Source organism: Klebsiella pneumoniae (assembly GCF_000742135.1).
Taxonomy (GTDB): Bacteria; Pseudomonadota; Gammaproteobacteria; order Enterobacterales; family Enterobacteriaceae; genus Klebsiella; species Klebsiella pneumoniae.
The window spans coordinates 5,243,915-5,270,280 of sequence record NZ_KN046818.1 but is presented as its reverse complement, the minus strand read 5'-3'; the positions used below and the strand labels follow the sequence as shown (position 1 = coordinate 5,270,280).

The 26,366-nt window shown below is 57.6% G+C and carries 23 protein-coding genes and 1 riboswitch; of the genes, 10 read left to right on the top strand and 13 right to left on the bottom strand.

Annotated elements, in window-relative coordinates; translation table 11 throughout:
• The first annotated feature begins 22 nt into the window (after positions 1–22).
• Both rpoC and DR88_RS01145 read left to right on the top strand, forming a co-directional pair.
• A complete protein-coding gene (rpoC, locus tag DR88_RS01140) occupies positions 23–4,246 on the top strand; it encodes a DNA-directed RNA polymerase subunit beta' (RefSeq protein ID WP_002884146.1) in 4,224 nt (1,407 codons plus the stop codon).
• A gap of 400 nt (positions 4,247–4,646) precedes the next feature.
• On the top strand, positions 4,647–5,987 hold the full coding sequence (locus DR88_RS01145; protein ID WP_025862009.1) for an anaerobic C4-dicarboxylate transporter: 1,341 nt from the start codon (positions 4,647–4,649) through the stop codon (positions 5,985–5,987).
• 42 nt (positions 5,988–6,029) lie between these two features.
• Here DR88_RS01145 and DR88_RS01150 read toward each other — a convergent pair whose 3' ends face one another.
• The 10 genes from DR88_RS01150 to DR88_RS01195 all read right to left on the bottom strand — a co-directional run bounded on the left by DR88_RS01150 (position 6,030) and on the right by DR88_RS01195 (position 14,801).
• Positions 6,030–6,347 carry a PTS lactose/cellobiose transporter subunit IIA gene (locus DR88_RS01150; RefSeq protein ID WP_002884149.1) on the bottom strand — a complete coding sequence of 106 codons (318 nt, stop codon included), beginning with the start codon at positions 6,345–6,347 and terminating at the stop codon, positions 6,030–6,032.
• Positions 6,348–6,350: 3 nt separating this feature from the next.
• Positions 6,351–6,656, bottom strand: coding sequence for a PTS sugar transporter subunit IIB (locus DR88_RS01155; RefSeq protein ID WP_002884150.1), 306 nt, complete (start codon positions 6,654–6,656; stop codon positions 6,351–6,353).
• 171 nt (positions 6,657–6,827) lie between these two features.
• Positions 6,828–8,360, bottom strand: coding sequence for a sensor domain-containing diguanylate cyclase (locus tag DR88_RS01160; RefSeq protein WP_004171439.1), 1,533 nt, complete (start codon positions 8,358–8,360; stop codon positions 6,828–6,830).
• Between the two features lie 316 nt (positions 8,361–8,676).
• Positions 8,677–9,810, bottom strand: a complete 1,134-nt coding sequence (thiH, locus tag DR88_RS01165; RefSeq protein ID WP_004177872.1) for a 2-iminoacetate synthase ThiH — start codon at positions 9,808–9,810, stop codon at positions 8,677–8,679.
• Positions 9,807–10,577, bottom strand: coding sequence for a thiazole synthase (gene thiG, locus DR88_RS01170; RefSeq protein WP_025862010.1), 771 nt, complete (start codon positions 10,575–10,577; stop codon positions 9,807–9,809). Before thiG ends, thiH begins: the two co-directional genes overlap by 4 nt.
• Position 10,578: 1 nt before the next feature.
• Positions 10,579–10,779, bottom strand: a complete 201-nt coding sequence (thiS, locus tag DR88_RS01175) for a sulfur carrier protein ThiS (RefSeq protein ID WP_002884183.1) — start codon at positions 10,777–10,779, stop codon at positions 10,579–10,581.
• Positions 10,763–11,518 carry a thiazole biosynthesis adenylyltransferase ThiF gene (gene thiF / locus DR88_RS01180; protein WP_004177871.1) on the bottom strand — a complete coding sequence of 252 codons (756 nt, stop codon included), beginning with the start codon at positions 11,516–11,518 and terminating at the stop codon, positions 10,763–10,765. The genes thiS and thiF overlap by 17 nt, the downstream gene beginning before the upstream one ends.
• Positions 11,511–12,146 carry a thiamine phosphate synthase gene (thiE, locus tag DR88_RS01185; RefSeq protein WP_032433342.1) on the bottom strand — a complete coding sequence of 212 codons (636 nt, stop codon included), beginning with the start codon at positions 12,144–12,146 and terminating at the stop codon, positions 11,511–11,513. Before thiE ends, thiF begins: the two co-directional genes overlap by 8 nt.
• Complete coding sequence (thiC, locus tag DR88_RS01190) at positions 12,146–14,041, bottom strand: phosphomethylpyrimidine synthase ThiC (RefSeq protein WP_004873297.1); 1,896 nt, start codon at positions 14,039–14,041, stop codon at positions 12,146–12,148. The genes thiE and thiC overlap by 1 nt, the downstream gene beginning before the upstream one ends.
• A gap of 85 nt (positions 14,042–14,126) precedes the next feature.
• A riboswitch (TPP riboswitch) is annotated at positions 14,127–14,251 on the bottom strand.
• 52 nt (positions 14,252–14,303) lie between these two features.
• The gene (locus DR88_RS01195) at positions 14,304–14,801 is read right to left on the bottom strand and encodes an Rsd/AlgQ family anti-sigma factor (RefSeq protein ID WP_002884324.1); all 498 of its coding nucleotides are present in this window, start codon (positions 14,799–14,801) and stop codon (positions 14,304–14,306) included.
• Positions 14,802–14,894: 93 nt separating this feature from the next.
• Between DR88_RS01195 and nudC the strand changes: the two genes are divergently transcribed.
• The 6 genes from nudC (at position 14,895) to DR88_RS0126840 (ending at position 19,257) form a co-directional block, all read left to right on the top strand.
• A complete protein-coding gene (gene nudC / locus DR88_RS01200; protein WP_002884327.1) occupies positions 14,895–15,668 on the top strand; it encodes an NAD(+) diphosphatase in 774 nt (257 codons plus the stop codon).
• Positions 15,669–15,708: 40 nt separating this feature from the next.
• Entirely contained in the window at positions 15,709–16,773 is a 1,065-nt protein-coding gene (hemE, locus tag DR88_RS01205) for a uroporphyrinogen decarboxylase (protein ID WP_002884329.1), read from the top strand.
• Between the two features lie 12 nt (positions 16,774–16,785).
• The gene (nfi, locus tag DR88_RS01210) at positions 16,786–17,457 is read left to right on the top strand and encodes a deoxyribonuclease V (RefSeq protein ID WP_025862011.1); all 672 of its coding nucleotides are present in this window, start codon (positions 16,786–16,788) and stop codon (positions 17,455–17,457) included.
• Positions 17,458–17,499: 42 nt separating this feature from the next.
• A complete protein-coding gene (locus DR88_RS0126850) occupies positions 17,500–18,090 on the top strand; it encodes a YjaG family protein (RefSeq protein ID WP_002884331.1) in 591 nt (196 codons plus the stop codon).
• Between the two features lie 186 nt (positions 18,091–18,276).
• Positions 18,277–18,549, top strand: coding sequence for a nucleoid-associated protein HU-alpha (gene hupA / locus DR88_RS0126845; protein ID WP_002884342.1), 273 nt, complete (start codon positions 18,277–18,279; stop codon positions 18,547–18,549).
• 12 nt (positions 18,550–18,561) lie between these two features.
• Complete coding sequence (locus DR88_RS0126840; RefSeq protein WP_002884344.1) at positions 18,562–19,257, top strand: DUF1481 domain-containing protein; 696 nt, start codon at positions 18,562–18,564, stop codon at positions 19,255–19,257.
• Between the two features lie 3 nt (positions 19,258–19,260).
• Here DR88_RS0126840 and zraP read toward each other — a convergent pair whose 3' ends face one another.
• Positions 19,261–19,698, bottom strand: coding sequence for a zinc resistance sensor/chaperone ZraP (zraP, locus tag DR88_RS01215; protein ID WP_002884346.1), 438 nt, complete (start codon positions 19,696–19,698; stop codon positions 19,261–19,263).
• Between the two features lie 259 nt (positions 19,699–19,957).
• Between zraP and zraS the strand changes: the two genes are divergently transcribed.
• Both zraS and zraR read left to right on the top strand, forming a co-directional pair.
• A complete protein-coding gene (zraS, locus tag DR88_RS01220) occupies positions 19,958–21,352 on the top strand; it encodes a two-component system sensor histidine kinase ZraS (protein WP_004873300.1) in 1,395 nt (464 codons plus the stop codon).
• Positions 21,339–22,670, top strand: coding sequence for a sigma-54-dependent response regulator transcription factor ZraR (zraR, locus tag DR88_RS01225; protein WP_004192667.1), 1,332 nt, complete (start codon positions 21,339–21,341; stop codon positions 22,668–22,670). The genes zraS and zraR overlap by 14 nt, the downstream gene beginning before the upstream one ends.
• On the opposite strand, the gene purD is transcribed toward zraR, so the two are convergent.
• Positions 22,660–23,955 carry a phosphoribosylamine--glycine ligase gene (purD, locus tag DR88_RS01230; protein WP_002884357.1) on the bottom strand — a complete coding sequence of 432 codons (1,296 nt, stop codon included), beginning with the start codon at positions 23,953–23,955 and terminating at the stop codon, positions 22,660–22,662. The genes zraR and purD overlap by 11 nt on opposite strands.
• Positions 23,956–23,970: 15 nt before the next feature.
• The gene (gene purH / locus DR88_RS01235; RefSeq protein WP_025862012.1) at positions 23,971–25,560 is read right to left on the bottom strand and encodes a bifunctional phosphoribosylaminoimidazolecarboxamide formyltransferase/IMP cyclohydrolase; all 1,590 of its coding nucleotides are present in this window, start codon (positions 25,558–25,560) and stop codon (positions 23,971–23,973) included.
• Positions 25,561–26,366 lie beyond the last annotated feature (806 nt).

The window sequence follows — 26,366 nt, the reverse complement described above, 5'->3', positions numbered from 1 at the left end:
TAACTCCGACGGGAGCAAATCCGTGAAAGACTTATTAAAGTTTCTGAAAGCGCAAACTAAAACCGAAGAGTTTGATGCGATCAAAATTGCTCTGGCTTCGCCAGACATGATCCGTTCATGGTCTTTCGGTGAAGTTAAAAAGCCGGAAACCATTAACTACCGTACGTTCAAGCCTGAGCGTGACGGCCTTTTCTGCGCCCGTATCTTTGGGCCGGTAAAAGATTATGAGTGCCTGTGCGGTAAGTACAAGCGCCTGAAACACCGCGGTGTGATCTGTGAGAAGTGCGGCGTTGAAGTGACCCAGACTAAAGTGCGTCGTGAGCGCATGGGCCACATCGAGCTGGCATGTCCGACTGCGCACATCTGGTTCCTGAAATCCCTGCCGTCCCGTATCGGTCTGCTGCTGGATATGCCGCTGCGCGATATCGAACGTGTACTGTACTTTGAATCCTATGTGGTTATCGAAGGTGGCATGACCAACCTCGAACGCAACCAGATTCTGACGGAAGAACAGTACCTGGACGCGCTGGAAGAGTTCGGTGACGAATTCGACGCGAAAATGGGCGCGGAAGCGATCCAGGCGCTGCTGCGCAATATGGATCTGGAGCAGGAATGCGAGCAGCTGCGTGAAGAGCTGAACGAAACCAACTCCGAAACCAAGCGTAAAAAGCTGACCAAGCGCATTAAGCTGCTGGAAGCTTTCGTTCAGTCTGGCAACAAGCCGGAGTGGATGATCCTGACCGTTCTGCCGGTACTGCCGCCAGATCTGCGTCCGCTGGTTCCGCTGGACGGTGGTCGTTTCGCGACGTCTGACCTCAACGATCTGTATCGTCGCGTGATCAACCGTAACAACCGTCTGAAACGTCTGCTGGATCTGGCTGCGCCGGATATCATCGTACGCAACGAAAAACGTATGCTGCAGGAAGCGGTTGACGCCCTGCTGGATAACGGTCGTCGCGGTCGTGCGATCACCGGTTCTAACAAACGTCCTCTGAAATCTTTGGCCGATATGATCAAAGGTAAACAGGGTCGTTTCCGTCAGAACCTGCTCGGTAAACGCGTTGACTACTCCGGTCGTTCTGTTATCACCGTAGGTCCATACCTGCGTCTGCATCAGTGCGGTCTGCCGAAGAAAATGGCGCTGGAGCTGTTCAAACCGTTCATCTACGGCAAGCTGGAACTGCGTGGCCTGGCCACCACCATCAAAGCCGCTAAGAAGATGGTTGAGCGCGAAGAAGCTGTCGTTTGGGATATCCTGGACGAAGTTATCCGCGAACACCCGGTCCTGCTGAACCGTGCGCCAACCCTGCACCGTCTGGGTATTCAGGCATTCGAACCGGTTCTGATCGAAGGTAAAGCCATCCAGCTCCACCCGCTGGTTTGTGCGGCATACAACGCCGACTTCGATGGTGACCAGATGGCTGTTCACGTACCGCTGACGCTGGAAGCCCAGCTGGAAGCGCGTGCGCTGATGATGTCTACCAACAACATCCTGTCCCCGGCGAACGGCGAACCAATCATCGTTCCGTCTCAGGACGTTGTACTGGGTCTGTACTACATGACCCGTGACAGTGTTAACGCCAAAGGCGAAGGCATGGTGCTGACTGGCCCGAAAGAAGCTGAGCGTATTTATCGCGCCGGCCTGGCCTCTCTGCATGCGCGCGTTAAAGTGCGTATCACTGAATACGAAAAAGACGACAATGGTGAGTTTGTCGCGAAAACCAGCCTGAAAGACACGACCGTTGGCCGTGCCATTCTGTGGATGATCGTACCGAAAGGTCTGCCGTTCTCTATCGTGAACCAGGCGCTTGGTAAGAAAGCGATCTCCAAGATGCTGAACACCTGTTACCGTATTCTGGGTCTGAAACCGACCGTTATTTTTGCGGACCAGACGATGTACACCGGCTTTGCTTACGCAGCGCGTTCAGGTGCATCCGTTGGTATCGATGACATGGTCATCCCGGAGAAAAAATACGAAATCATCAGCGAAGCGGAAGCGGAAGTTGCTGAGATTCAGGAACAGTTCCAGTCCGGTCTGGTGACCGCGGGCGAACGCTACAACAAAGTTATCGATATCTGGGCTGCGGCGAACGATCGTGTATCCAAAGCGATGATGGATAACCTGCAAACCGAAACCGTGATTAACCGTGACGGTCAGGAAGAGCAGCAGGTTTCCTTCAACAGCATCTACATGATGGCCGACTCCGGTGCGCGTGGTTCTGCGGCACAGATTCGTCAGCTGGCTGGTATGCGTGGTCTGATGGCGAAGCCGGATGGCTCCATCATCGAAACGCCGATCACCGCGAACTTCCGTGAAGGTCTGAACGTACTCCAGTACTTCATCTCCACCCACGGTGCTCGTAAAGGTCTGGCGGATACCGCACTGAAAACAGCGAACTCCGGTTACCTGACTCGTCGTCTGGTTGACGTTGCGCAGGACCTGGTCGTCACTGAAGACGACTGCGGCACCCTGGAAGGCATCACCATGACGCCGGTTATCGAAGGTGGCGACGTTAAAGAGCCGCTGCGCGATCGCGTACTGGGTCGTGTGACTGCGGAAGATGTTCTGAAGCCGGGTACCGCGGATATTCTGGTTCCACGCAACACGCTGCTGCATGAGCACTGGTGTGACCTGCTGGAAGCGAACTCCGTTGACTCCGTCAAAGTGCGTTCCGTTGTATCCTGTGACACCGACTTTGGCGTCTGCGCGCACTGCTATGGTCGTGACCTGGCGCGTGGCCACCTCATCAACAAAGGTGAGGCTATCGGCGTTATCGCGGCACAGTCCATCGGTGAGCCGGGTACACAGCTGACGATGCGTACGTTCCACATCGGTGGTGCGGCATCTCGTGCGGCTGCTGAATCCAGCATCCAGGTGAAAAACAAAGGTAGCATCAAGCTCAGCAACGCGAAGTCGGTTGTGAACTCCAGTGGTAAGCTGGTTATCACTTCCCGTAATACCGAGCTGAAGCTGATCGACGAATTCGGTCGTACCAAAGAGAGCTATAAAGTACCTTACGGTGCGGTTATGGCGAAAGGCGACGGTGAGCAGGTTGCCGGCGGTGAAACCGTCGCAAACTGGGATCCGCACACCATGCCTGTTATCACCGAAGTTAGCGGTTTCATCCGTTTCACTGACATGATCGACGGCCAGACCATTACTCGTCAGACTGACGAGCTGACCGGTCTGTCTTCGCTGGTGGTTCTGGACTCTGCAGAACGTACCGCAGGTGGTAAAGATCTGCGTCCAGCACTGAAAATTGTTGATGCTCAGGGCAACGACGTTCTGATCCCAGGCACTGATATGCCTGCTCAGTACTTCCTGCCGGGTAAAGCGATTGTTCAGCTGGAAGATGGCGTACAGATCAGCTCGGGTGACACCCTGGCGCGTATTCCGCAGGAATCCGGCGGTACCAAGGATATCACCGGTGGTCTGCCGCGCGTTGCGGACCTGTTCGAAGCACGTCGTCCGAAAGAGCCGGCTATCCTGGCTGAAATCAGCGGTATCATTTCCTTCGGTAAAGAAACCAAAGGGAAACGTCGCCTGGTTATCACCCCGGTAGACGGTAGCGAGCCGTACGAAGAGATGATCCCGAAATGGCGTCAGCTCAACGTGTTCGAAGGTGAACGTGTGGAACGTGGTGATGTGGTTTCCGACGGTCCGGAAGCACCGCACGACATTCTGCGTCTGCGTGGCGTACATGCTGTGACCCGTTACATTGTTAACGAAGTCCAGGACGTATACCGTCTGCAGGGCGTTAAGATTAACGATAAGCACATCGAAGTTATCGTTCGTCAGATGCTGCGTAAAGCCACCATCGAAAGCGCAGGCAGCTCCGACTTCCTCGAAGGCGAGCAGGTGGAATACTCCCGCGTCAAGATCGCGAACCGCGAACTGGAAGCGAACGGCAAAGTGGGCGCAACGTTCTCCCGCGATCTGCTGGGTATCACCAAAGCGTCTCTGGCCACCGAGTCCTTCATCTCCGCGGCATCGTTCCAGGAGACCACTCGCGTGCTGACCGAAGCAGCCGTTGCGGGCAAACGCGACGAACTGCGCGGTCTGAAAGAGAACGTCATCGTGGGTCGTCTGATCCCGGCCGGTACCGGTTATGCGTATCACCAGGATCGTATGCGCCGTCGCGCTGCTGGCGAGCTGCCGGCGGCACCGCAGGTGAGCGTGGAAGAAGCGTCTGCCAACCTGGCAGAGCTGCTGAACGCAGGTCTGGGCGGTTCTGACAACGATTAATCGTTGATGCACTGCTAAAAAGCCGGTCAGGTTTCCTGACCGGCTTTTTTTATTGTCTATTTTTCGCCGCTTTCCCGGCCATTAATTACATTTACGACATATTAAATCTTCATTTTCTTAGCAATTAATTCATGCAAAATATCTATTAGAAGCCTTTTTCTAAAACCTTTCTTTATGTATGGGTAAAACTTCTACTCATATCAAAAAATAATCAATTCAAAGGGTATATATTCAAAATACCTGATGAATCATGGGATTACTTCTGTTGCTGTATCTTCGGCGCGACGGCGCTGGAGAGGGATAGCCGCATCTCATGCTTCTCCCGGTCAGGCGCAGAAATAATCCCGACAGGCAGGTAGGGATCATTTTTAGATCTGAGTGGACAGGCTCTGGGGGCTGCATGGAATTCGCGATACAACTCATTATTATATTAATTTGTCTGTTTTATGGTGCCCGAAAAGGGGGTATTGCGCTGGGGCTGCTGGGCGGCATCGGTTTGGTGATCCTCGTCTTTGTTTTTCATCTCCAGCCGGGCAAACCGCCGGTTGATGTGATGCTGGTGATCATTGCAGTGGTAGCCGCCTCGGCGACCCTGCAGGCGTCCGGCGGTTTAGACGTGATGCTGCAGATTGCCGAGAAGCTGCTGCGGCGTAACCCGAAATATGTTTCTATCGTGGCGCCTTTCGTCACCTGCACGCTGACCATCCTCTGCGGTACCGGCCACGTGGTGTATACCATCCTGCCGATTATCTACGATGTGGCGATTAAGAATAACATTCGTCCGGAGCGTCCGATGGCCGCCAGCTCCATTGGCGCTCAGATGGGGATCATCGCCAGCCCGGTCTCGGTGGCGGTGGTATCGCTGGTGGCGATGCTGGGAAATTTTACCTTTAACGGGAAACACCTGGAGTTTCTCGATCTGCTGGCGATAACCATTCCGTCCACGCTGCTGGGTATTTTAGCCATCGGTATCTTCAGCTGGTTCCGCGGCAAAGACCTGGATCAGGACGAAGCCTTCCGGGCGTTTATTGCGCTACCGGAGAACCGCCATTACGTCTATGGCGATACGGCGACCCTGCTGGACAAAAAGCTGCCGACCAGCAACTGGATAGCAATGTGGATTTTTCTGGCCTCTATCGCCGTGGTGGCGCTGCTTGGCGCTTTTTCTGAACTGCGCCCGGCCTTTGACGGTAAACCACTGTCGATGGTGCTGGTTATCCAGATGTTTATGCTGCTCTCCGGAGCGCTGATCATCATCATTACAAAAACTAACCCGGCATCGATTTCCAAAAATGAGGTCTTTCGTTCGGGAATGATCGCTATCGTCGCGGTGTACGGCATCGCGTGGATGGCGGAGACCATGTTTGGCGCGCACATGACCGAGATTAAAGGCGTGCTTGGTGAAATGGTAAAAGAGTATCCGTGGGCTTATGCCATCGTGCTGCTACTGGTTTCGAAATTTGTGAACTCCCAGGCGGCAGCGCTGGCGGCGATTGTGCCAGTAGCCCTGGCCATCGGCGTCGACCCGGCCTATATCGTGGCTTCTGCGCCGGCCTGCTATGGCTACTATATTCTGCCGACCTACCCAAGCGATCTGGCGGCGATCCAGTTTGATCGCTCAGGGACCACCCATATCGGCCGCTTTGTGATTAACCACAGCTTTATCCTGCCCGGGCTCATCGGCGTCGGCGTCTCCTGCGTGTTTGGCTGGGTATTCGCGGCGATGTACGGCTTTCTGTAAGAAGGACGGGCGCCGGCAGCGACGCCCGTTAAATCCGTGAGATTATTGCGCGAGGGGCAGACGACGATAGAGTTCAATCATGTCGGTCGCCAGATCCTGAATGACCATAGCGTTCATCAGATGGTCCTGGGAATGCACGGTGATCAGGTTGACCGGCAATTTACCGCTGCCTTCATCCATGCCGATAAGCTGGGTCTGAATTTTATGCGCATGTTTGACGAACTCATGGGATTCAGCCATGGCCTGCTCCGCGGCGACAAAATCGCCTTTTCGCGCCAGCTGTAGCGCCGTCAGCGCCGCGCTACGTGCGGAACCCGCGTTAACCAGCAGCTCCATGATGATCGTTTCTAAATCTTCCATCGATTACTCCAGCATCTTAAGGGCTTTATCCAGAACGGCATCACCTTTCATCATGCCGTAGTCCATCATATCGATCACGGCGACCTTCTTGCCGAACGGGTCGGCCAGCGCCTGCAGCTTCGCCTGCTCATATTTCACCTGCGGGCCGAGCAAAATAATGTCGGCGGCGGCCAGATTATCTTTAAACTCAGCGACCGGTACGGCCTTGATAGAGACCTCAACACCCTTCTTCTGCGCGGCATCTTGCATACGCTGAACCAGCATGCTGGTAGACATACCGGCGGCACAGCACAAAACGATATTCTTCATAGTCAGTGGCCCTTGTGTTCCGTGATATCTTATCTTTATCGCGGCCCTGGCGATGCGACAACCGCTTTACCGTGATTGTGTGTAAGGCATCACACAATAATTGAAACCGGTTTCATTTTTCCGGAAAAAATAAAAAAGCCCACCGAAGTGGGCGGTGGCGGCGCTGAAGTCTTACGCGCGCAGGATACGGTTTTTACCCTGCTGTTTGGCTTTGTACAGCGCTTCATCGACGCTCACCACCAGCTTATCCAGTGGCTCCATATTCCATTCCCCGAGGCCGGCGCTGAAGGTGACCGTCAGGCCATCTTCGCGCCAGGTGCGTCGTTCGACGTTTACCCGCCATGTTTCCAGCAGCGTGCGGGCGTTATCGATATGTTCGGCAGGAAAGACCACCGCGAACTCTTCGCCGCCGTAGCGATAGAGGGATATCTCCAGCGGCTGGAGGACCTGTAGCCCTTCGCGAGCGACGTTACGCAGGACGATATCGCCATTGAGATGGCCCCAGGTGTCGTTGATCGATTTAAAGTTATCGATATCGACCAGCGCGAGGGCGAATGGCTGGTGATCGTTCATCAGGGCGGCAATATCGCTGTCGAAGGCGCGGCGGTTTTTGCAGCCGGTGAGAGCGTCGATGGTCGCCTGGCGGACGTAGGACAGTTCGCGCTGTTTATTGGTTTCAATCGCTTTACTCAGCATCGCCTCAAGGCGCGGGGCGCGTTTGACGTCACCGGTTTTAATCGCATTGATGATATTCATCAGCACGGTACGGGAAGCATGACGCAGATAAAGACCGAACAGGATAATAATGATCGCTGCGAGAGTGAAACCGCCGATCACTAAATTGGTCTCATGACGTGTCAGATTGACCAGGGTGGCGTTATCGACACGGAAAATCACAAACCAGTCGGGATTGGTAAAGGAGTAATAGTAATACCAGGTGTCGCTCCCGGGATCGTAAAGCTGCCCCTCTCCGCTGGTCATTTTATCCATCAGCTCGTCCCTGACGAAGGGTTTAAACAGCGCGCCCGGGTCGGAGTGCAGGACCACTTTGCCATCCCGTTGCACCACAAAAAATTCCCCCTGTACGGGCGCCACCATCTGGCGCAGCGCGAACCCCATGGAGGTGAGATCGAGATGAAAGGCCAGGCTGCCCTTGAGTTTCCCTTCCGGGGTAATGATGGGTTTGAAAATGGTAATCGTCGGATGGTGGGTGAAATAATCCATATACGGACTGGTGTAGTGGCTGAAGGTGCTGGCTTCCGCCTGTTTGATAAACCAGGGCCGCGTTTTGGGATCGAAAGCCCGGCTGTCTTCGTTTTCCAGCACCTCCGGGGCGCGCAGATAGTGGCCCTCGGTATCCGCCAGCGAGATGGATGAGACGCTTGGCATCATGTTCTGTAACTGCATCAGCGTGGTTAACCCTTTCTCCGGCTCCACATTGACTGCGCGATTCAGTTCGTCATTGCGGGCAAAGAAGGCGGCTGCGCGCCCGAGGATAAAATCATTTTCCCGCAGCAGGGTTTCCGTATAGTTGATCGCCAGGTTATGGGTAAAATTGCGGTTAATATCGTGATAATCTTCGAGAAAATCTTTCTGTTGCGCCAGAGTCACAAAAATAGCGATCAGCATAAAACTGAGCAAAATACCGGCAAACCCCACGACGATCGGCGTCGTAAAAGAGAGCTTTCTGTTGTGTAGAGCCATGAATCGTTAATCGTCCCGGATGTATAAACCATGGGTCCGAACGCAGGTTGCGTCTGGGACGCCTGCCGATCGAATCAGTTCACTATTGCTCAATTATAACTCTGAGGCCTTCATGTATCGTGATTTATATTCGGCGATAATGTGCAGGCCTCTGCTCAGCGCGGAGAGGCAGGGCGAAAATGAGGAAGAAAAGGTTCGCCCTGGTCAGCGTCCGCTGCTGACCCGGGCAGAATAGAAAAACGGCGTCGGGCGGGCCAGCCTCCGTTTTTCATCTCTCGTGCAGGCGCGCAAAATTATCAGGCGTTTACACTGTACATCATGAGGTTTGCGAAGCGCGTCCCAGCCAGCTATCCCAGTCTTTCCATACCGGCTGCAGGCCGCGGGCGGCCAGCGCGCTGGCGACCTCTTCAGGGCGGCGATCGTCGTGCGGGGCAAATTGCTCGAGCTCCGGATGATCGTCGGCGTAGCCGCCGGGCTGGGTTTTAGAGAAGGCGCTGACGTTATTGATCGCCAGCGGGATCACCCGGTCGCGGAACCAGGGTGATTCGCGGGTGGATAGCGACAGCTCAACCTCTGGCGCCAGCAGGCGGAAGGCGCAGATAGTTTGCACCAGCTGGCGCTCATCCATCAGCGAAGCCGGTTCAATACCGCCGGCGCAGGGACGCAGGCGCGGGAAGGAGACCGAATAGCGGCTGCGCCAGTAGCGCTGCTGCAGCCACAGCAGGTGCTCAGCGACTATAAAGCAGTCCACTCGCCAGCTGTCGGAAAGGCCGATGAGCGCGCCAAGGCCGATCTTATCGATCCCCGCCGCGCCTAAGCGATCCGGCGTATCCAGCCGCCAGAAGAAATCCTGCTTTTTTCCTTTCAGATGGTGTTGGGCGTACATGCTTTCATGATAGGTCTCCTGATAGACCATCACCCCGTCGAGCCCCAGGGTTTTCAGCTCGGCATACTCTTCAGTCGCCAGCGGCTGCACTTCCATATGCAGCGAGGCAAACTGGCTGCGGATAGCCGGTAGGTGCTGACGGAAATAATCCATTCCCACCTTACCCTGATGTTCGCCGGTCACCAGCAGCAGATGCTCAAAGCCCAGGTTGCGGATCGCGGCGCACTCGCGGGCAATCTCGGCGGCATCCAGCGTCTTGCGCTTAATGCGGTTGCTCATCGAGAAGCCGCAGTAGGTGCAGTCGTTAGCGCACAGGTTGGAGAGATACAGCGGCACGTAGAAGCTGACGGTATTGCCGAAGCGCTGGCGGGTGAGGCGCTGCGCGCGCTGGGCCAGCGGTTCAAGGTAATTGGCCGCGGCAGGCGAGAGCAGGGCCATCATATCGTCGCGGGTGAGCTGTTTAGCCGCCAGCGCCCGTTCGACGTCGGCGGCGGTTTTGCTGTTGATGCGCAGGCGGATATCGTCCCACTCCAGCTGCCGCCAGCGATCGCTAAAGGTTTTCATGCCAGCGCCTCCAGGAATCCGGTGAGCGGGCTGGTGGCCTGCGCCTGCGTACTGCGTGCCCCCGGTCCGGCCTGACGCGCCAGTAATCCGGCATCGATCGCCATACGGAAGGCGCGGGCCATGGCCACGGGGTCGTCGGCGACGGCAATGGCGGTATTGACCAGCACCGCGTCCGCGCCCATCTCCAGCGCCTGCGCCGCATGGCTCGGGACGCCGATCCCGGCGTCGACCACCACCGGGACCGTCGCCTGCTCGATAATAATCTCCAGCATGGCTTTGGTTTCCAGCCCCTGATTGGAGCCGATCGGCGCACCCAGCGGCATCACCGCCGCGCAGCCCACCTCTTCCAGTCGTTTACACAGCACCGGATCGGCGCCGCAGTAGGGCAGCACCACGAACCCTTCGCGGACCAGCAGCTCCGCCGCTTTCAGGGTTTCAATCGGGTCGGGCAGCAGCCAGCGGGCGTCCGGGTGGATCTCCAGCTTCAGCCAGTGGGTACCCAGGGCTTCCCGCGCCAGACGGGCGGCAAACACCGCCTCTTCCGCCGTCTTGGCGCCCGAGGTATTCGGCAGCAGGCTGACTCCCGCCGCCAGCAGCGGGGCGAGGATGGCGTCATTGCGCTGGCGTAAATCGACGCGCTTCATCGCCAGGGTTACCAGCTGGCTGCCCGAGGCGCGAATCGCCTCGACCATCACCTCCGGGGCGGCGAATTTGCCGGTACCGGTGAAAAGATGGGATTCAAACGTTTTGTCTGCAATATGTAACATGTCAGCCTCCAGCGATAACCTGAAAAAGCAGGACCCGATCGCCTTCCTGCAAGAGATGATCTTCCCACCGGTCGCGCGGCAGGATGTGTTGATTGAGCGCCAGCGCAACGCCAGGCTGCTGCTGTTCGAGCTGGGTCAGCAGGGCGCTGACGCTGAGATTGTCGGCGCACGCCAGCGGCTCGTCGTTAAACCAGATCTGCATGCCGCCCTCCGCACACCGGGCAGCTCCGGGAACGCTGTAGCGCAAGGGCGCGCCAGTTGCTGGTGCGGGCGTCGAACAGCCGCAGGGTGTTGCGCGGCGTCGCCATGCCGCTGAGCAACTTAATTGTCTCCAGCGCCTGCAGGGTGCCCATCATGCCGACCACCGGGCCGACGATCCCCGCGGTGCGGCAGTTGCGCTGCGGTTCATCGCTTTCCGGCCACAGGCAGCGATAGCAGCCCTGCGTCCAGGGCGGGGTGAGCACCATCAGCTGACCGCCGAAGCCCACGGCGCTGGCGGTCACTAACGGGGTATCGAGGGCCACACAGGCGGCATTGATCGCCTGGCGGGTGACCATATTATCGGTACAGTCCAGCACCACGTCCGCTTTCGCCACTTCGGCGCGGAGCGCCTCGCCGCTTAAGCGCTGCTGGAGCGCTACCAGTTTGATCTGCGGGTTTAGCTGGCTGAGCCGGGTCTGTGCCGCTGCGGCTTTTGGCCGATCGATATCCGCGCTGGTGAACAAGATCTGCCGTTGCAGGTTGCTGAGATGCACCGCGTCGTCATCGGCCAGGGTCAGCGTCCCGACGCCAGCCCCGGCCAGATAGAGCGCCGCCGGGGAGCCCAGCCCGCCAAGGCCGATAATCAGCACTCGACTGGCTAACAGCTTCTGCTGCCCTTCGATGGCAATATCCTCCAGCAGCAGCTGGCGGCTATAGCGCATAAAGTCGTGATCATTCATCGCCCGCTCCCGCCAGCGCCAGCAGTTGGTCGGTCGCTGCCCGCCAGTCCGCCGCCTGGGTGATGGCGCTGACCACCGCGATGCTGCCGACGCCGGTCGCCAGTACCCCCGGCGCCTTTTCCAGGCTAATTCCGCCGATCGCCACGGTGGGGTAATCCGCCAGGCGTTGAATATGTCTGGCAAGCTGCTCGAGGCCCTGCGGCGCGGAAGGCATCTGTTTGGTTTGCGTCGGGAAGACGTGACCTAGCGCGATGTAAGAGGGGCGCGCCGCAAGGGCGACATCAATTTCCATATCATCGTGAGTAGAGACGCCAAGACGCAGCCCGGCCTGGCGGATAGCGCTCAGATCGGTGGTTTCCAGATCTTCTTGTCCGAGATGCACGCCATAGGCCTGATGCTTAATCGCCAGCTGCCAGTAATCGTTAATGAACAGTCGGGCGTGATAGCGGCGACCAAGGGTGATGGCGGCGATCACGTCATCCTCCACTTCGCTGTCGCGCCGGTCTTTGATGCGTAACTGAAGGGTACGTACCCCAGCTTCGAGCAGGCGCTCAATCCACGCCACGCTGTCCACCACCGGGTAGAGTCCGAGACGAAACGGGACGGGTGGAAAATCAGGTTGATACATCAGGCTTCCTCCTGTTTCAGGTAGATTTCGCCGCCGCGGGCGCGGAAGTTATTCGACATATCGGCCATGCCGGCTTCGATACTTTGCTTCGCGGCGTAGTCGCGGACCTCCTGAGTGATTTTCATCGAACAGAATTTCGGCCCGCACATGGAGCAGAAGTGGGCGACTTTGCCGGACTCCTGCGGCAGGGTTTCATCGTGATAGGCCCGCGCGGTGAACGGGTCGAGCGCGAGGTTGAACTGGTCTTCCCAGCGGAATTCAAAACGCGCTTTTGACATCGCATTGTCGCGGATCTGCGCCCCGGGGTGGCCTTTCGCGAGGTCGGCGGCGTGGGCGGCGATTTTGTAGGTAATCAGCCCCTGTTTGACATCCTCTTTGTTGGGCAGGCCGAGATGCTCTTTCGGCGTGACATAGCACAGCATGGCGCAGCCGAACCAGCCGATCATTGCCGCGCCGATACCGGAGGTGAAATGGTCGTAGCCCGGCGCGATATCAGTGGTGAGCGGCCCCAGGGTGTAGAACGGCGCTTCGTGGCAGTGCTCCAGCTGTTCGGTCATATTGCGGCGGATCATCTGCATCGGCACGTGGCCAGGGCCTTCAATCATCACCTGCACGTCATATTCCCAGGCGATTTTCGTCAGTTCGCCGAGGGTGCGCAGCTCGGAAAACTGCGCCTCGTCGTTGGCATCCTGAATGGAGCCGGGGCGCAGGCCATCGCCCAGCGACAGCGACACGTCATAGGCGGCGCAGATTTCGCAGATTTCGCGGAAATGCTGGTAGAGGAAGTTTTCCTGATGATGCGACAGGCACCACTTAGCCATGATTGAGCCGCCGCGCGAGACGATACCGGTCAGGCGCTTCGCCGTCATCGGGACGTAGCGCAACAGTACGCCGGCGTGAATCGTGAAGTAGTCGACGCCTTGCTCGGCCTGTTCCAGCAGGGTATCGCGGAAGACTTGCCAGGTGAGATTCTCGGCGATGCCGTTGACCTTCTCCAGCGCCTGGTAAATCGGCACGGTACCAATCGGCACCGGGCTGTTGCGCAGGATCCACTCGCGGGTTTCGTGGATATAGCGGCCGGTGGAGAGGTCCATCACCGTGTCGGCGCCCCAGCGGGTTGACCAGACCAGTTTCTCGACCTCTTCTTCGATGGAAGAGGTCACCGCCGAGTTGCCGATATTGGCATTCACTTTCACCAGGAAGTTGCGGCCGATAATCATCGGTTCAGACTCCGGGTGGTTGATGTTGGCGGGGATGATGGCGCGTCCGGCGGCCACTTCATCGCGAACAAACTCGGGGGTGATGTTTTCCGGAAGGTGGGCGCCGAAGCCTTCACCTGCGTGCTGCTGGCGCAGAACCTCGCTGCGGATACGTTCGCGACCCATGTTTTCGCGAATGGCGATGAACTCCATCTCCGGGGTGACTATCCCCTGGCGGGCGTAGTGCAGCTGGGTAACGCATTTGCCAGCGACGGCGCGTTTGGGCGTCAGCAGGCCGCTGAAGCGCAGCTCATCGAGACCGTCGTCGGCCAGCCGCGCTTTGGTATAGGCCGAGCTGCGTTCGCTGAGCGGCGCGCAGTCGTTACGCGCGTCGATCCACGGCTGGCGCAGCTTTGCCAGCCCCTGGCGGACATCAATGCTAATATCCGGGTCGCCATACGGCCCGGAGGTGTCATACACCGGGATCGGTTCGTTGGTTTCGTACCGGGGTTTATCTTTATCGCCGCCGACGAGAGTTGGGCTGAGCTGAATTTCACGCATCGGGACGCGGATATCCGCTTGTGAGCCGTGAACATAGATGCGGCGTGAATTAGGAAAAGCGGTACCCGCCAGCGTATCAATGAATCGCTGCGCGTGCTCGCGTTGTTCCCGACGGGTTAGTTTGGTAGTAGACATAGCGCATTCCAGTTAAAAAAGGACATGGCTTGTCAGACGACGGATGGAGTAACAGATGCGATCGGCCCTGACGGACTGACGCGAACAGCAGTTTACTCTTGTTCCCTTCGCAGGTATTAGCCTGATCAGGTTCCGCGGATCCCGAATTAACGGTCTCAGCCTTTTCCACGTTAGCCTGCGCATGGAAAATAGGCACTCCGACAAGATGAAATCCCTCCGCAGAGGGATAATGTACGTAAATTACGCGTTAACGGTTCACAACTCAAGCGGTCGGCGCAATATTATCGCGCACGTCATTGCTCAGGTTATGGGCGACAGCCAGGGCGATCAGTTTATCTTCCAGCGCGAAACGCGCCTCCAGCGACTCGCCGATATCCGACAGCGCCTGCTGAAATTCAAGATAGTTATCGTGATCGATGGCGTTTTCGAGGCAGGTATCGTAGTAGTCCATCATCTGCTGGGTATTGGCTTCCAGCTGCGGGTAAAGCCGGGTGGCGGCTAAAAGAGGGGTATCGCCTTCCATTTCGCCAATAATGCGTTCATAAATACTAAAATGACCGGATGAGAGGTAATCCACCAGACTTTGGCAAAAGTCATCCAGCGCCTTTTCGTTTAGCCGCATAAACGACTCTTTGCCCGGTTTCAGGCCAACCAGGTTGTAGTAAGCCACGAGCAGATGCTTACGCACTTGTAGCCAGCGATCGACCAGTTCATTACTACCGCCAACGCGCTCCGTCAGATTTTCCAGCTGGTTTAGCATGATTGACTCCGCTAGTTTTGATTTAAATCTGCTCACCAAAATGTAAATATAATGTTAACAACATGCCAGTGAAGCAAAGGTAGTGCAATAGATATGGATCGTATTATTGAAAAATTAGATCGCGGCTGGTGGGTTGTCAGTCACGAACAAAAATTATGGTTGCCTGGTGGAGAATTACCACATGGCGAAGCGGTTAATTTCGATCTTGTCGGCCAGCATGCGCTGCATATTGGCGAGTGGCAGGGCGAGTCCGTGTGGATGGTGCGCCAGGATCGTCGCCATGACATGGGATCGTTGCGCCAGGTGCTGGATCAGGATCCGGGACTCTTCCAGCTGGCTGGGCGGGGGATCCAGCTCGCCGAATTTTATCGCTCGCATAAGTTTTGCGGTTACTGCGGCCACCCGATGCATGCCAGCAAAAGCGAATGGGCGATGCTGTGCAGCCACTGCCGTGAACGTTACTACCCGCAAATTGCCCCCTGCATTATCGTGGCAATCCGTCGCGACGATGCGATCCTGCTGGCGCAACATACGCGCCATCGCAACGGCGTGCACACCGTGCTGGCCGGCTTTGTCGAGGTCGGCGAAACCCTTGAGCAGGCGGTGGCTCGCGAGGTGATGGAGGAGAGCGGTATTCGGGTAAAAAACCTGCGTTACGTGACCTCTCAGCCATGGCCGTTCCCGCAGTCGCTGATGACCGCCTTTATGGCGGATTACGCAGATGGCGAGATCGTGGTCGACAAAAAAGAGTTACTGACCGCGGACTGGTATCGCTATGACGACCTGCCGCTTCTGCCGCCGCCGGGGACAGTGGCGCGGCGGCTTATCGAAGATACCGTCGCGATGTGTCGGGCAGAGTTCGAGTGACATGTTACACTGGGCGTATCAACGCTAAAGGAATGTAAAAATGACCGAACTGAAGAACGATCGTTACCTGCGCGCGCTGCTGCGTCAGCCGGTTGATGTCACCCCGGTGTGGATGATGCGCCAGGCGGGCCGCTATTTACCGGAGTACAAAGCCACCCGTGCGCAAGCGGGCGACTTTATGTCGCTGTGTAAAAATGCCGAGCTGGCCTGCGAAGTGACGCTCCAGCCGCTGCGCCGTTACCCGCTGGACGCGGCGATCCTCTTTTCGGACATCCTGACCATCCCGGACGCCATGGGGCTGGGGCTGTACTTTGAAGCTGGCGAAGGTCCGCGCTTCACCTCGCCGGTAAAAAGTAAAGCCGACGTCGACAAGCTGCCGATCCCGGATCCGGAGCAGGAGCTGGGCTATGTAATGAACGCCGTGCGCACCATTCGCCGCGAACTGAAAGGCGAAGTGCCGCTGATCGGTTTTTCCGGTAGTCCATGGACGCTGGCTACGTACATGGTGGAGGGCGGCAGCAGCAAGGCTTTCACCGTGATTAAAAAGATGATGTACGCCGAGCCGCAGGCGCTGCATGCGCTGCTGGATAAGCTGGCGAAGAGCGTTACCCTGTATCTCAACGCGCAGATCAAAGCCGGCGCGCAGTCGGTGATGATTTTTGACACCTGGGGCGGGGTGCTGACCGGCCGCGACTATCAGCAGTTCTCCCTCTACTACATGCATAAGATCGTCGATGGCCTGCTGCGGGAAAACGAAGGCCGCCGCGTGCCGGTGACTCTGTTCACCAAAGGCGGTGGTCAGTGGCTGGAAGCGATGGCGGAGACCGGCTGCGATGCGTTGGGTCTCGACTGGACCACCGATATTGCCGATGCCCGCCGTCGCGTGGGTAACAAAGTAGCGCTGCAGGGCAATATGGATCCGTCGATGCTCTATGCGTCCGCCCCGCGTATTGAAGAAGAAGTGGCGACCATTCTTGCCGGCTTTGGCCAGGGGGAAGGCCACGTCTTTAACCTTGGACACGGTATTCATCAGGACGTTGACCCCGAGCATGCGGGCGTCTTTGTTGAGGCTGTGCACCGTCTGTCCGCACCCTATCACCAGTAGGAGATAAGCCCTATGGATTTAGCCGCACTACGTACCCAACAGCAACAGTTAGCCGCGTCGGTAGAGCGTGCGGATCGACTGGATCGCGACCCGCCGGCGTTGATCGGCGGCGCGGACGTCGGGTTTGAGCAGGAAGGGGAGGTCACCCGGGCTGCGATGGTGCTGCTGACCTGGCCTGAGCTTGAGCTGGTGGAGTATCAGGTGGCGCGGGTCGCCACCTCTATGCCCTATATTCCCGGCTTTCTCTCGTTTCGCGAAACGCCTGCGCTGCTGGCGGCGTGGGAGCAGCTTTCGCAAAAACCGGACCTGCTCTTCGTTGACGGACACGGCATTTCTCATCCCCGGAGATTGGGCGTCGCCAGCCATTTTGGCCTGATGATTGATGTGCCGACTATCGGAGTGGCGAAAAAACGCCTGTGCGGCAAAATCGGCGACCTGGGTGATGAGCCTGGCGCGCTGGCCCCGCTGATGGATAAAAATGAGCAACTGGCCTGGGTCTGGCGCAGCAAAGTGCGCTGCAACCCGCTGTTTATTAGCACCGGCCACCGGGTAGGCATGGACAGCGCTTTAATGTGGGTTGAGCGCTGCATGCGAGGCTACCGTCTGCCCGAGCCGACGCGCTGGGCCGATGCGGTGGCGTCCCGTCGTCCGTCGTTTGTGCGTTGGCAAGCAAATCAAAGCTGATTCAGGTACACTGCGCCTAATTTCTGACTTCGAGAATTCATCATGTTACAAAACCCGATTCACCTGCGCCTGGAGAAGCTGGAAAGCTGGCAGCATGTCACTTTTATGGCCTGCCTGTGCGAACGTATGTATCCCAACTACGCGATGTTCTGCAAGCAAACCGAGTTTGGCGACGGCCTGCTTTATCGTCGTATCCTGGACCTGATCTGGGAAACGCTGACGGTTAAAGATGCGAAGGTGAATTTCGACAGCCAGCTGGAGAAGCTGGAAGAGGCGATCCCGGCGGCAGATGATTTCGACATGTACGGTGTCTATCCGGCCATAGACGCTTGCGTGGCGTTGAGTGAACTGATTCATTCTCGTCTGAGCGGCGAAACGCTCGAGCACGCGATCGAGGTGAGCAAGACCTCCATCACCACCGTGGCGATGCTGGAAATGACCCAGGAAGGTCGCGAAATGACCGACGAAGAGTTGAAAGCGAATCCGGCGGTAGAGCAGGAATGGGATATTCAGTGGGAAATTTTCCGCCTGCTGGCCGACTGTGAAGAGCGTGATCTTGAGCTGATAAAAGGCCTGCGCGCGGACCTGCGCGAGGCTGGCGAGAGCAATATTGGTATAAATTTTCAGCAGTGAGACCAGAAAACGTGATTTACCGCCTGAATTGTAGCGTCTGAAGGCTTCCATTCCGCCCCCCGTCTGGTCTACATTTGGAGGGCGAAAAAAAGTGGCTATCGGTGCGTGTATGCAGGAGGGTGCTTTTTTGGCATTTCCGTCGCACTCGATGCTTAGCAAGCGATAAACACATTGTAAGGATAACTTATGAACAAGACTCAACTGATTGATGTAATTGCGGACAAAGCTGACCTGTCCAAAGCACAGGCTAAAGCTGCCCTGGAATCTACCCTGGCTGCAATTACTGAGTCTCTGAAAGAAGGTGATGCTGTTCAACTGGTTGGTTTCGGTACCTTCAAAGTGAACCACCGCGCTGAGCGTACTGGCCGCAACCCGCAGACCGGTAAAGAGATCAAAATCGCTGCAGCTAACGTGCCGGCATTTGTTTCTGGCAAAGCACTGAAAGACGCAGTTAAGTAAGACCGCGTGGCAGTGAACAGTTTTATCGAAGGGGCTATTAAGCCCCTTTTGTCTGTCTGGCGCCGGCCTCTGGCGCTGGCGGGCATCCTGTTGCTGACTGCCTGCAGCCACGACACGTCGCTACCGCCGTTTACCGCCAGCGGATATGCGGACAATCAGGGAGCGATGCGCATCTGGCGTAAAGATTCTGGCGATGAAGTCCATCTTCTCGCCGCCTTCAGCCCGTGGCGTCACGGGGACACTTCGACCAGCGAATATCGCTGGCAGGGCGATCAACTGGCGCTTATCGAACTCAATGTCTATGGCAAACCGCCGGAACATATTCGCGCCCGTTTCGACGCGCAGGGCGATCTGAGCTTTATGCAACGGGAAGTGGACGGGCAGAAGCAGCAGCTCTCCAGCGACCAGGTCGCGCTATATCGTTATCGCGCCGAGCAGATCCGCCAGACCAGCGACGCCCTCCGCCAGGGGCGGGTCGTCCTGCGCCAGGGGCGCTGGAACGCTGCCGCGCATACCGTGCTGACCTGCGAAGGGCAGACGGTTACGCCCGACCTCGATAGCCGGGCCCTGGCGCACATTGAACGCCGCCAGAGCCACGCTTCCGCCGCTGTGAGCATTGCCTGGCTGGAGGCGCCGGAAGGCTCTCAACTGCTGCTGGTCGCCAATGAAAACTTCTGCACCTGGCAGCCGACGGAAAAAAGCTTCTAACCTTTACCAGTGGTTCATGCCCATATGACCGCCGGCGCTACCGCGACAGCCGCCATATCCCATTCCTGCGCCGCGGGGAACGCCTGCCTCAGCCAGGGCGATATCAAACTTCACCCGCTGCTGATCCAGCTTCTGGCGTAAGCCTTCCATCTCCTGAGCGACAGCTTCAATTTTCCCGCTGTCCGGCTTTTGCGCCGTGAGCAGCGCATTGTACTCATAGCGTTTGGACTGCAGCTGCTGGCGCAGGGCGCTGGTTTGCGCATAGTAATCGTTATGCAGCTTTTGCACGGTAGCCTGCTGCTCCTGGGTCAGCTGACTGTAGCCCTGGTTGCCCATCCCGTTATTGTTGCCCCAGTGGTGGTTGGCCCAGGCCGCGTTGCTGGCGAAGGTCAGCGCGGCAAAGGTAACGAGGGCGAGAGGTAAGGTACGGTTCCGTTTCATGGCATTTTCTCCTGTGTGGTTTCCCTCGGTATTGCATCTTCCATGCCAGTCTGAAAAAGCCCGTCTGTGTGGGCCTGCCGAAGCCGTTGCCAAGGAGAGCGAGTAAAAATGACCCGTTCCGCCAGGGTCAGGCGAGTCATTTTTACTCGCTTAAGCGCAGGCGATATGTTTGAGAGCAGGATTGGCCGCGCGGAAACATGGCATGATTTCTGCTGAAGGAGCCTGAAGATAGTGAAAAAGAGATGACAAGGACTCGCCGATGAAGATCAAATCTCTCTCCCGGGACGCCGCCGCTGGCGCGCTGAGCTGGCTGCTGACCGGCACGGTTGTGCTGCTGGTCATGCTGTTCTCCGCGATGATCGTCCGCGACTACGGTCGCGAGACGACCGCTGCCCGACAAACCATTGAAGAGAAAGGGAGCGTGCTGATCCGCGCGCTGGAGTCCGGCACGCGCGTCGGGATGGGGATGCGTATGCATCATGCGCAGCTGCAGGCCCTGCTGGAAGAGATGGCCTGGCAACCGGGCGTCCTGTGGTTCGCGGTGACCGATGAAAACGGTAAAATTATCGCCCATAGCGATCCGCAGCAGGTGGGTAAAACGCTGTATAGCCCGGCGCAGATGCGTGCGTTAGCGGTTGGCGAACAGGCCCGCTGGCGCCGGCTTAGCGAACCGCAGCCGGCGCTGGAGATCTATCGCCATTTTCGCCCGCTTAATCCGGCCCGCGGCCACCATATGGGAATGATGAACCGCGGCAATAGCGCCCTGGCTCAGGCCACCGTCCCGCAGGTGATTTTTATCGCCTTTGATAGCCGCGAGCTGGATGCCGCGCAGGCCCGCGGGCAGCGGAATATGGCCATCATGCTGGGTGCCGCCGCGCTGGTGATAGCGGCGACGATCCTCGCTCAGTTCTGGTTCCGCCGCTATCGTCGCTCGCGGAAACAGCTGCTGGAGGCGATGGCCCGCAAGGAAAAGCTGGTGGCGCTTGGCCATCTGGCGGCGGGGGTCGCGCACGAGATCCGCAACCCGCTCTCGTCGATTAAAGGGCTGGCGAAATATTTTGCCGAGCGCACGCCGCCTGGCGGCGAGTCGCATCAGTTAGCCCAGGTGATGGCCAAAGAGGCTGATCGCCTGAACCGGGTGGTCAGCGAGCTGCTGGAGCTGGTCCGGCCCGCCCATCTAAACTACCAGACAGTCGATATCAACGCGCTTATCCGCCACTCATTGCAGTTGGTAAGCCAGGATGCGCAGAGCCGCGGGATCGCGCTGCAATTTACTCCGCGACCTGAGTTAACCACGATCAGCGCCGACCCCGATCGCCTGAATCAGGTGCTGTTGAATCTGTACCTGAATGCAATGCAGGCGATTGGCCGTGACGGCGTCATTCGCGTAACAGCAAGCGAAGCCGATCGTCAGCGGGTGAAAATCGTCGTCACGGATAGCGGTAAGGGGATGAGCGATGAAGAGTTACAGGCTATCTTCACGCCGTATTTCACCACCAAGGCGGACGGCACCGGGCTGGGGCTGGCCGTAGTGCAGAATATTATCGAACAACATGGCGGGACGATCCGCGCCGAAAGTCAGCCGGGAGCTGGAGCGATATTTACGCTTTGGTTACCGGTGGATGCTCAACGGAGGGAAGATGAGCAGCGATAAAGTACAGATTCTGGTCGTTGATGATGACATCAGCCACTGCACGATCCTGCAGGCGCTGCTGCGCGGCTGGGGCTATCAGGTGGGGTTGGCTCACAACGGCCTGCAGGCGCTGGAGCAGATCCATCAGCAGGTCTTCGACCTGGTGCTGTGCGATATCCGTATGGCGGAGATGGACGGTATCGCAACGTTAAAAGAGATTAAGGCCTATAACCCGGCGATACCGGTGCTGATCATGACGGCGTTTTCCAGCGTCGGTACGGCGGTAGAAGCTATTAAGTCCGGGGCGCTGGATTATCTGGTTAAACCGCTGGATTTTGACACCCTGCAGCAGACGCTGGTTCAGGCATTGGCGCACACCCGGCAGAGCGAGAGCGACCCCAGCGTTGCGACGGATTCACGGTGGGGCATGATTGGCGACAGCCCGGCGATGCAGGCGCTTCTTAACGATATTACGCTGGTGGCCCCTTCGGACGCGACGGTGCTGATTTATGGGGAGTCGGGAACCGGTAAGGAGCTGGTGGCGCACGCCATCCACGCCTGCAGCGAGCGTCGTGACAAGCCGTTGGTCACGCTCAACTGCGCGGCGCTGAATGAGTCACTGCTGGAGTCGGAACTCTTCGGCCATGAAAAAGGGGCGTTTACCGGGGCGGATCGGCGGCGGGAAGGACGCTTTGTCGAAGCGGATGGCGGCACGCTGTTTCTTGATGAGATAGGCGATATCTCGCCAGTGATGCAGGTCCGCTTGCTGCGGGCGATTCAGGAGCGGGAGGTGCAGCGGGTCGGCAGCAACCAGACGCTTGCCGTTGATGTGCGGCTTATCGCCGCCACCCATCGCAACCTTGCGGAAGAGGTGAGCGCCGGGCGCTTTCGCCAGGATCTCTATTACCGACTCAACGTTGTGACCATCGAGATACCACCGCTGCGCCGGCGACGGGAAGATATTCCGCAGCTGGCGCAGCATTTTCTCAAACGCTATACCGAACGCAATCGTAAGACGGTAAAGGGGTTCACGCCACAGGCGATGGACCTGCTGATCCACTACCCCTGGCCGGGCAATATTCGCGAGCTGGAAAACGCGGTGGAGCGGGCGGTGGTGCTACTGACCGGAAACTATATCTCTGAGCGAGAACTGCCCCTGGCGATCGCCGGTACGCCGCTGCCATCAGTCGGGAGCGAGGAGGGGGGAATTCAGCCGTTAGTGGAAGTGGAGAAAGAGGTGATTCTGGCGGCGCTGGAAAAAACGGGCGGCAACAAAACCGAAGCCGCCCGTCAGTTAGGCATTACGCGCAAAACGCTGCTGGCGAAACTTAGCCGTTAGCCTTTTCACGTTCGATGGCGCGCCAGCCGATATCGCTACGGCTAAAGCTACCGTCCCAGCGAATGTCGGTCAGCAGCTGGTAGGCGCGCTGCTGCGCCTGCGCCACGGAGTCACCCAGCGCGGTGACGCACAGCACGCGCCCGCCGTTGGTGACCACGCGCTGGTCGTCAGACAGTTTGGTGCCGGCGTGGAAGACCTTACCGTCTGCGACTTCCTGCTGCGGCAGGCCGTAGATCTCATCGCCCGTATTGTAGCTGCCCGGATAGCCGCCGGCGGCAACCACCACGCCCAGCGACGCGCGGTCATCCCACTCGGAGGTTTTCTCGTCCAGCTTGCCCGCGCAGGCGGCGAGGCACAGCTCGACCAGGTCGGACTTCATGCGCAGCATGATCGGTTGGGTTTCCGGGTCGCCAAAGCGGCAGTTGAACTCAATCACCTTCGGGTTGCCCTGCTTGTCGATCATCAGACCGGCGTAGAGGAAACCGGTATAGGTGTTGCCTTCAGCGGCCATGCCTTTCACGGTTGGCCAGATAATCCGCTCCATGGTGCGCTGGTGGACTTCGTCAGTAACCACCGGCGCCGGGGAGTACGCCCCCATTCCGCCGGTGTTCGGGCCGGTATCGCCGTTGCCGACGCGCTTGTGATCCTGGCTGGTGGCCATCGGCAGGACGTGCTCGCCGTCGACCATCACAATAAAGCTAGCCTCTTCGCCATCGAGGAACTCTTCAATCACGATGCGGTGGCCTGCGTCGCCAAAGGCGTTGCCGGCCAACATATCTTTGACCGCCGCTTCGGCTTCCTCGAGGGTCATCGCCACGATAACGCCTTTACCCGCCGCCAGACCGTCGGCTTTGATGACGATCGGCGCGCCTTTCTCGCGCAGATAAGCCAGCGCAGGCTCCACTTCGGTGAAGTTCTGGTATTCCGCCGTCGGAATATGATGACGGGCGAGAAAATCTTTGGTGAAGGCTTTTGAGCCTTCCAGCTGCGCGGCGCCTTCGGTTGGCCCGAAGATGTTCAGCCCGGCGGCACGGAACGCGTCGACCACGCCAATGACCAACGGCGCTTCCGGGCCAACGATGGTCAGATCGATGTTCTCATCCTGCGCGAAGCGAAGCAGCGCCGGAATATCGGTGACGCCGATGGCGACGTTTTGCAGCGACGGCTCCAGCGCGGTACCGGCGTTGCCCGGCGCGACATAGACGGTATCAACCAGCGGCGACTGAGCCGCTTTCCAGGCCAGCGCGTGCTCGCGCCCGCCGTTGCCGATTACTAATACTTTCATCTGCTGCTCCAGGAATTAATGGCGGAAGTGGCGCATGTCGGTGAAGATCATGGCGATGCCGTGTTCGTCAGCGGCGGCAATCACTTCGTCGTCACGGATAGAGCCGCCCGGCTGAATAACGCAGGTGATGCCTACCGCGGCTGCGGCATCGATGCCGTCGCGGAACGGGAAGAAAGCGTCAGAGGCCATGGCGGAACCTTTCACTTCCAGACCTTCATCACCGGCTTTAATTCCGGCGATTTTCGCCGAGTAGACGCGGCTCATCTGACCGGCGCCTATACCGATGGTCATATTATCTTTGGCATACACAATGGCGTTGGATTTGACGAATTTCGCCACTTTCCAGCAGAACAGCGCATCGCGCAGTTCCTGCTCGGTTGGCTGACGTTTGCTGACCACGCGCAGTTCACCTGCGGTGACCATGCCGAGATCGCGGTCCTGAACCAGCAGACCACCGTTAACGCGTTTGAAATCGAGGCCGGCAACGCGAGTATCCCACTGGCCGCAGGTCAGTACGCGGACGTTCTGCTTCGCGGCGGTGATTTGCAGCGCTTCTTCGCTGGCGGATGGCGCGATGATCACTTCGACGAACTGGCGAGAGATGATCGCCTGCGCGGTTTCAGCATCCAGCTCGCGGTTAAAGGCGATGATGCCGCCGAACGCGGAGGTTGGGTCGGTTTTGTAAGCGCGATCGTAGGCGTCAAGAATCGAGTTGCTGACGGCAACGCCGCACGGGTTGGCGTGCTTAACGATAACGCAGGCCGGCTCGTTGAACTCTTTTACACACTCCAGCGCCGCATCGGTATCGGCAATGTTGTTATAGGAGAGCGCTTTGCCCTGCAGCTGAGTGGCGGTCGCCACGGAGGCCTCTTTTACATTCTCTTCTATATAGAAAGCCGCCTGCTGGTGGCTGTTTTCGCCGTAGCGCATATCCTGCTTCTTAATGAAGTTCAGATTCAGGGTACGCGGGAAGCGGCCAGCGGCTTCTTTGCTTTCGCCGTGATAGGCCGGAACCATGCTGCCGAAGTAGTTGGCGATCATGCTGTCGTAAGCGGCGGTGTGTTCGAAGGCTTTAATGGCGAGGTCGAAGCGGGTGGCCAGCGTGAGAGAACCTTCGTTGGCGTCCATCTCATTAATAATGGCGTCGTAGTCGCTGCTCTTAACCACGATGGCGACATCTTTATGGTTCTTCGCCGCAGAGCGCACCATGGTCGGGCCGCCGATATCGATGTTTTCCACCGCGTCTTCCAGCGAGCACCCTTCACGAGCGACGGTCTGGGCGAACGGGTAAAGGTTCACGACAACCATATCGATAGGCGCGATACCGTGTTGCTGCATGATACCGTCATCCTGACCGCGACGACCGAGGATGCCGCCGTGTACTTTCGGATGCAGGGTCTTCACGCGTCCATCCATCATTTCCGGGAAACCGGTGTAGTCAGAGACTTCGGTAACCGGCAGGCCTTTATCTGCCAGCAGGCGAGCGGTGCCGCCGGTGGACAGCAGCTCGACACCACGAGCGGAAAGCGCCTGCGCGAATTCGACGATACCGGCCTTGTCAGAAACACTGAGCAGAGCGCGGCGGACTGGACGACGTTGTTGCATGGTATTAAATCCCCAGGATTTGAACATTACAGAGAGCGTTAGGTGAGTTTTTGCCTAAAAACTCACCTAACGCACCCAACCGGGCATCCGTGTCATAGCGCGGCATTGTAACGAAAACGTTTGCGCAACGCTCGCGAATTTTTATGTTTCTCTCCAGGCCGGTGATTCTCCTTCTATATAGCTGGCGATCCACGGGGCTAGCGGTCATGTTTTTACGCTCTCCTGTGGATAATTCTGTGTGTAACGAGGTATAAAGCGGGGTTTTGCTGGGGAATGCAGCAGTCAGTCATTTTTCTGCCATTTTTCTATTGCGGACGCTCGAGAACTCCCTATAATGCGCCTCCATCGACACGGCGGATGTGAATCACTTCACACAAACAGCCGGTTCGGTTGCAGAGAAAAATCCTGAAAAACGGGTTGACTCTGAAAGAGGAAAGCGTAATATACGCCACCTCGCGACAGAGCGCTAAAGCGCGTCGCAACTGCTCTTTAACAATTTATCAGACAATCTGTGTGGGCACTCAAAGTGACATGGATTCTTAACGTCCTCGGACGAAAAATGAATACCAAGTCTCAAGAGTGAACACGTAATTCATTACGAAGTTTAATTCTTTGAGCATCAAACTTAAATTGAAGAGTTTGATCATGGCTCAGATTGAACGCTGGCGGCAGGCCTAACACATGCAAGTCGAGCGGTAGCACAGAGAGCTTGCTCTCGGGTGACGAGCGGCGGACGGGTGAGTAATGTCTGGGAAACTGCCTGATGGAGGGGGATAACTACTGGAAACGGTAGCTAATACCGCATA